The following is a 6,000-nucleotide window of genomic DNA, read 5'->3' on the forward strand; positions in this document are numbered from 1 at the left end:
TAATGAGCTAATAACTCATAGCTGATAGCTGATAGCTGACCGCTGAATGCTTACTTTAAGATTGCCAAGTACTGAGACAAAATTAATTACATATTCTGCCGTCCCCCTTTTGCTAATTTCAACAATAAAATTTATTTTGCACAACTATTATTTATTATATCCATTAGTTTTAGAGTCTTGGAGGTACAAAGTTTTCAGAATTTAGGGAATACTTACTCTGGTAACAGAGAGATTTTAAACAGTACCTTAGCATCTCAAAAATTGCTATTAAAATTATCTCATAAATAGCAGTTTTCGAGTCTTGGAAGTACAAAATTTCAAGAATTTAGGGAATACTCACTCTGGTAACAGAAATATTATTTAAGCAGTACCTTAGCATCTCAAAAATTGCTATTAAAGTTATCTCATAAATAACCGAAGTAAAAATTTTGGATTATTAAGTATTAGATTTTTTGTAGAATACAACAAGAGGAAAAATGAAAAAATTTGCTCTAATCACAACATTATTAATAACTTCAAGCTTCATAATTTATCCCAAAGAAGTTTTATCTCAAAATGCTCCTACTTATGTACCTGGATATTGGCAACCAGAAGCTCAAGCCGCAGATTCAAAACAACCAATTACACTAAAAATTTTAAATCAGACTGGAAAAGCTCTCAACTATAACTTAATTCCAGAAGTAGAAAGAATTTTGCCCGCAGGAAGAAGTAAAAATATCAGAGTTGACTTGCAAAGTATACCTGACGGTTATGGCACAGTAAACATATATAATGACAGTTTACTTACTTATGAATATAGTGCAGAGGGTAATACAGTTACAGTTAGAGTTAAACCAGGTTCAGAAGCAACTGACCATAAATCAGTTTATATTTCTCCCACTGGCAGAATTTATTCTTTTTAAAAAAGTGGTCAGCACTCAGCACTCAGCACTCAGCAGTAAACGTTTAGAAGGGGATGTTTTACCCCAGCTTTTTGCGGAGCATTCTGGTACGGAAATGCGTTCAAGCTAATAGCTAGGGCTTACTGATTAAATCTAAAGGCATTGACAGATAAAGGTATTGACCTTTTTATCTTACGCCCGCGCCCTCGCAAAAGTTCTTTCCACTAGCCAACGTCTGGGTAAAACTTTAAACCCTTTTTCAGTTCTGTTAACAATAGCGAATTTACACCCACAAACCATTGGCACTGATTTCTCCAGTTTTCCTCGGTAGCCTTGATCTGCCCAAACAATTTTGAGATTTGGGGCATCATGTTTAGCTTGAAGAAATACAGATTTAGCTCCATACAGTCTCTAAATCTGCTCGTAAAAAGGACGCAAATGGCAATGATTTGTCAACCCGCCCTGAGTCATTCCTTCAGCAAAGGTCTGTTTGATTGATGGATGGGAATCCCGCGCTGTACCGTCAGGTCAGCGTCGGGAGGATGTCAAATCCGGAAAAAGTACAAGCAGTTAGGTCGCCCTTGGTTCCAAAAGGAGCACATTTTGGGGTCATTTCAGTTATCAGTTATCAGTTATAAGTTATCAGTACCGACCACTAAAGCCGGAGGCTTAAAATACTGAACTGAATATTTTTTCATCCCCTTAAAAGGGGAGGCTTTGGACCTCATTTTTTGGTAACTATGGCAGGCAAATCAAGAAACCATTATGAACGACTACTTCCTCTATAACTCCCATTTCTCCTGACTCTTAACTACTGCCTACTGCCTACTGCCTACTGCCTACTGCCTACTGCCTACCTCAACAAAAAGACTTTTTCCGCAAACCCTAGCTAGTTAAGTACTAACTGTTAACGGTCGGCCAAGTTGAAACAAGAAAAACTATCACAGTGGCGATCGCTAAAATTCCTTGAATTATATTTCCTACAACTGTGCCGACCACTATACCTATTCCAGCTTTTACAGATAATTTAGCCCTATGAGTAAACTCTAAATCTTTCCGATATAAAAATTCTCCAACAACTGCTCCGAAAAAAGGTCCAATCAACATTCCTAATAAAGGTCCGCCAAATGGTAAAGCTGGTAATAGACCAAAAAAACCTAATGCCAGACCAACGAAGCAACCTATTTGTCCCCATTTACTAGCACCTGACTGTTTTGCTCCCCAATAAGTCGCGAGAAAATCTATTAAAGTACTCAAAACCAGAACAGCGATCGCCATTCCTAACACCCAACCCACCCCAGTAAAATTTTGAATAAAGCTCCAAACTAAAATCGCTGCTAAAATCAAACTAGAACCAGGTAAACCTGGAATTACAGCACCAGCAACACCGACCAACATAACTATTATAAGAAGCCAATAAATAATTACCATCTTAAAATCAAAAAAATCAACCTGTATTATTGATTCTAATTAATTTCTCTCAATAAAGTATCTGTCAATTTATCTGCTATTCCTGAAATCCAATTTTCATCTTGTTTCGTATAACTGCGAGGGGAATTTGCACCTAAGATAATTACACCATTCTTACCAATAGGTTGACAAATGACACCTTGAGTATTTTCTGGTAAATAATTAAATTCAATACGACCCGGATAAACTTTTAAATCTACTAAATAAATAGGTTTTTGTTTATTCAAAACTTGCTTGAAAATAGCTCCCGGTTCTACTTGTGAGTAAGATGGTAAAATTCCTCTTTTTAATAAGACTTTGTTTTGATACCAAATAATAATAGTTTTAGTAACTGTATTAGTTAATAATAAACTAGAAGCCCAGGCAAGTTCATTTTTTGTTCTTTCTGATAACTCAGGCAAAAGTTCAAATCCTGATTCACCAATTAATTCAACAGTATCAGGAGAACGTGGTTGTATCTGTTGCCAAAGTAAACCAGTTAAAATCAAAAAAGCACTTAAAATTACTCCTACTACATCAGAACGAGCTTGTGAAGCTAAAATATTAGGGGTTAAAAATCGATTAACCATGAGTAAAGTTCCACCTAATCCTCCTACTATTATAGGTAGCATTCGTAAGACTTGATTTTGGTATGATTGATTCATATTTTAAAGAATAAATTATCAAATAAAGAGGATTGAAATATAGTGTTTATATTTGAGAAATATGAATATATAGCAATATGATTTAAGTTGTGAGATATTGGCAACTTTTAGGGAACAAGGAACAGAGAAGAAGAAAAAAATTTATCATCTGAATATGATAACTGCTATATTCTATCCTTTTAAGGAACACCTCAATTCTCACAACTGATTCCTGATTGCTATATAGTCTCGACATAAATTTTGAAAGCTATAATTTAACTCATTAAATTTATTGAAGAAGGAAGAAGGAAGAAAAAAGAAGGAAAAAGTTGATGGGGATAGTCTTTGACAAGCCACTTCTTGTCTGATAACTCCAACCAATTGTAGACATAGCAGTTGAAGTGTGGAATCTTATACCCAAATATCGCGCATTTTTGCTACATCTTCTTGAAAGCAGAGAGTAGGGAGTAGTTCAAGGATTAATTATTAATTATTAATTATTACCTCTCCTTAAAAAGAAGAGGATTGACACGGAGCGTGAAATTTTTTTCTTCTCTTGGTCGATTGGATATGGCGAGGAAACCTCGCCATCCCTCGACCGCTTTTTTATCCTTTAAACGAGAGGCTTTAAACTTTGATTATTCGGGAAATGACGAATAAAATATCTTTAATTCATACAAATAATTGCTAAAAAAATTTATTAACAATTATTATTTAATAACTGAAGTGTTCAATAAAAATAGAATTATTTTGAATAATTGGTATTAAACCCGTAAAGAAAAAGATAAATTTAGATACCGATAAGCCAATTTTTGAAATTACTGAATAACTAGGATTTTTAGTAGTGCTAAACAAGTAATGATTTTTATCGTCTACCTTCTTATAATTAATAGGGATGTAGCAACTAATATCTTTACATCTTTAGGACTAACAATTTTTTTAGGCTTTGATTTGACTGTAACTATATTTCAACCAACTTCACCAGGCTCAATAATACGTTGAAATAAATAACCAGTACCCCGGGCAGTTAAAATCAATTCTGGATTACTTGGATCTTCCTCTAACTTAGCCCTCAGCCGAGAAATATGAACATCCACTACCCGCGTATCTACATGGCGCTCTGGAGTATAACCCCAAACTTCCTGCAAAATCTCAGACCGAGAAAAAGGTTCTCCAGAACGACTTACTAACAACTCCAACAAACTAAACTCCATACCAGTAAGTCTAATTCGTTCATCTCCTTTGTAAACTTGACGCTTATTCGTATCAATTCTAATGCTGCTGACCTGAATAACACCAGAACTAGGAATGCCAGAACTCCCATTCTTATCAACTCGACGTAATACAGAACGAATTCTTGCTTCTAATTCTTTCGGAGAAAAAGGCTTAACAACATAGTCATCAGCACCTAACTCTAAACCTGTAATTCGATCTGCAACATCTCCCAAAGCAGTTAGCATAATTATGGGAATATCAGATTCTTTCCGCAACTCCTGACATACACCATAACCATCTAATTTTGGCATCATCACATCTAATACCACCAGATCTGGTTCCGTATTGTGAAAAGTTACTAAAGCTTCCTCTCCATCAGCAGCAGTGACAACATCATAGCCAATCATCGACAACCGAGTTTCTAAAATACGACGGATACTTGCCTCATCATCAACAACCAATATTTTTTCTTTATGATTTTCCACTTTTCCTAACACTCCTTAATTTATATAAAAAAATATATTAATAATTTTTTTAACTCTATCATCAAAATAACAACATAAATTACAAAAGAACTAGCGGGACGTTAAAAGCCCCTACTCTTAAGAGAGGGGATGAAAACGGACACTGCGGGATTTATCCCTCAGTCTCTACCCAATCTTAACATTACAAATACACAATCAGCAGAGAATTCATAATATTAAGGAGGTGATTTATTTGTATGGTTGTCAGCAACATCTAATCAAGGCCGATTCTGACTTAAAATCAATTCTGGAGTTTATTTGTTCCGAGTCCCACAAGCTAACCAATTGTGGTATTTATTATGGTCGTCAATTGTTTTTCAAATCCCAGAAAATAATTGGTAAGTATGACCTAGAAAAAGAGTACAAATCAAATAAACATGTGTCAGCTTTGTATTCACAGGCAGCACAGCAAATATTAAGGTCTGTTGCTGAATATTTTAAGTCATTTAAATAGTTAAACAAAAAATACAAAAAAGGCAATATGCATTGGTACTAGCTTGATTATTGATGGACGCAAGGTGAAAAGCCTTAATCAGTGGTATTATAACAAACGGGTTTCCACCCTAAAAGAGGGTAAGCCCCAAGGTTATTGGGATGAGAAATTAGCCCAGATCACAGAAAAGCGTAACCGTCAGATGAGAGATGCAGTTAACATTCGCTGCAAAAATAGTTATCAATCATTGTCTAAAGCATCAAATTGGTACGATAGTTTTTGGGTGGAATCAAGGACAACGACAAGAGGTAAATTTAGGCAAACAGACCCAATCATTCGTACAAATACCCACAGCTAAACTTAAGCAACGAGTCAAACAATTGTGCTGAGAACACAAGATTAAATTTATTGAAATAGAAAAATCTTACACAAGTAAAGCTAGTTTTCAAGGGTAGGAATTTTCTACCTACTTTCGGCGAAAAACCCGTAGGGGAGGCAGCGCGTTGAGGGGAGCCCCCCCGTTGTAGCGACTGCCGTTGGAAACCATCAGGTAAACAAGTTAAACGTGGGATGTACCAAACTGCTAAAGGTTTATTGGTTAATGCTGACTTAAATGGTGCAGCGAATATACTCCTTCAATAATTGATAATTGATAATTACCTTTCCCTAAAAGCTATCCATTACCCACATCTTTCTTAACATAAGGTTTGACAAAATCTAGAGATTGTGTTAAACTAAGCCAGTTTGTTACCAAACCGACTCGTCTTCAGAACCGGACGTGAGACTTTCACCTCATCACGGCTCCTCTCTTAAACGTCCCTTGTCATGGGTACACCCCTGCCTTAATATCAACA

The 6,000-nt window shown here is 35.7% G+C and carries 5 protein-coding genes; 2 read left to right on the top strand and 3 right to left on the bottom strand.

Annotation, left to right across the window (positions count from 1 at the left end; translation table 11 throughout):
* The first annotated feature begins 476 nt into the window (after window positions 1-476).
* Window positions 477-902, top strand: coding sequence for a hypothetical protein (locus F6K23_RS32295; RefSeq protein ID WP_293163793.1), 426 nt, complete (start codon window positions 477-479; stop codon window positions 900-902).
* An 879-nt stretch (window positions 903-1,781) separates the two neighbouring features.
* On the opposite strand, the gene F6K23_RS32300 is transcribed toward F6K23_RS32295, so the two are convergent.
* The 3 genes from F6K23_RS32300 to rpaB all read right to left on the bottom strand — a co-directional run bounded on the left by F6K23_RS32300 (window position 1,782) and on the right by rpaB (window position 4,674).
* Window positions 1,782-2,312, bottom strand: coding sequence for a DUF456 domain-containing protein (locus F6K23_RS32300; RefSeq protein ID WP_293163796.1), 531 nt, complete (start codon window positions 2,310-2,312; stop codon window positions 1,782-1,784).
* 35 nt (window positions 2,313-2,347) lie between these two features.
* A complete protein-coding gene (locus F6K23_RS32305; RefSeq protein WP_293163798.1) occupies window positions 2,348-2,995 on the bottom strand; it encodes a cofactor assembly of complex C subunit B in 648 nt (215 codons plus the stop codon).
* Window positions 2,996-3,942: 947 nt separating this feature from the next.
* Complete coding sequence (gene rpaB, locus F6K23_RS32310) at window positions 3,943-4,674, bottom strand: response regulator transcription factor RpaB (protein ID WP_293163800.1); 732 nt, start codon at window positions 4,672-4,674, stop codon at window positions 3,943-3,945.
* Window positions 4,675-5,355: 681 nt separating this feature from the next.
* Between rpaB and F6K23_RS32315 the strand changes: the two genes are divergently transcribed.
* Entirely contained in the window at window positions 5,356-5,535 is a 180-nt protein-coding gene (locus tag F6K23_RS32315) for a hypothetical protein (RefSeq protein WP_293163802.1), read from the top strand.
* The last annotated feature ends 465 nt before the right edge of the window (window positions 5,536-6,000 follow it).

It is taken from the genome of Okeania sp. SIO2C9 (genome assembly GCF_010672455.1).
In the GTDB taxonomy this organism is placed as follows: domain Bacteria; phylum Cyanobacteriota; class Cyanobacteriia; order Cyanobacteriales; family Microcoleaceae; genus Okeania.

Excerpts from the sequence above, each read along its gene's own strand:
- F6K23_RS32305 (WP_293163798.1), bottom strand. The coding sequence starts at position 2,995 with ATGAATCAATCATACCAAAATCAAGTCTTACGAATGCTACCTATAATA.
- F6K23_RS32295 (WP_293163793.1), top strand. The coding sequence starts at position 477 with ATGAAAAAATTTGCTCTAATCACAACATTATTAATAACTTCAAGCTTC.
- F6K23_RS32300 (WP_293163796.1), bottom strand. The coding sequence starts at position 2,312 with ATGGTAATTATTTATTGGCTTCTTATAATAGTTATGTTGGTCGGTGTT.
- F6K23_RS32315 (WP_293163802.1), top strand. The coding sequence starts at position 5,356 with ATGCAGTTAACATTCGCTGCAAAAATAGTTATCAATCATTGTCTAAAG.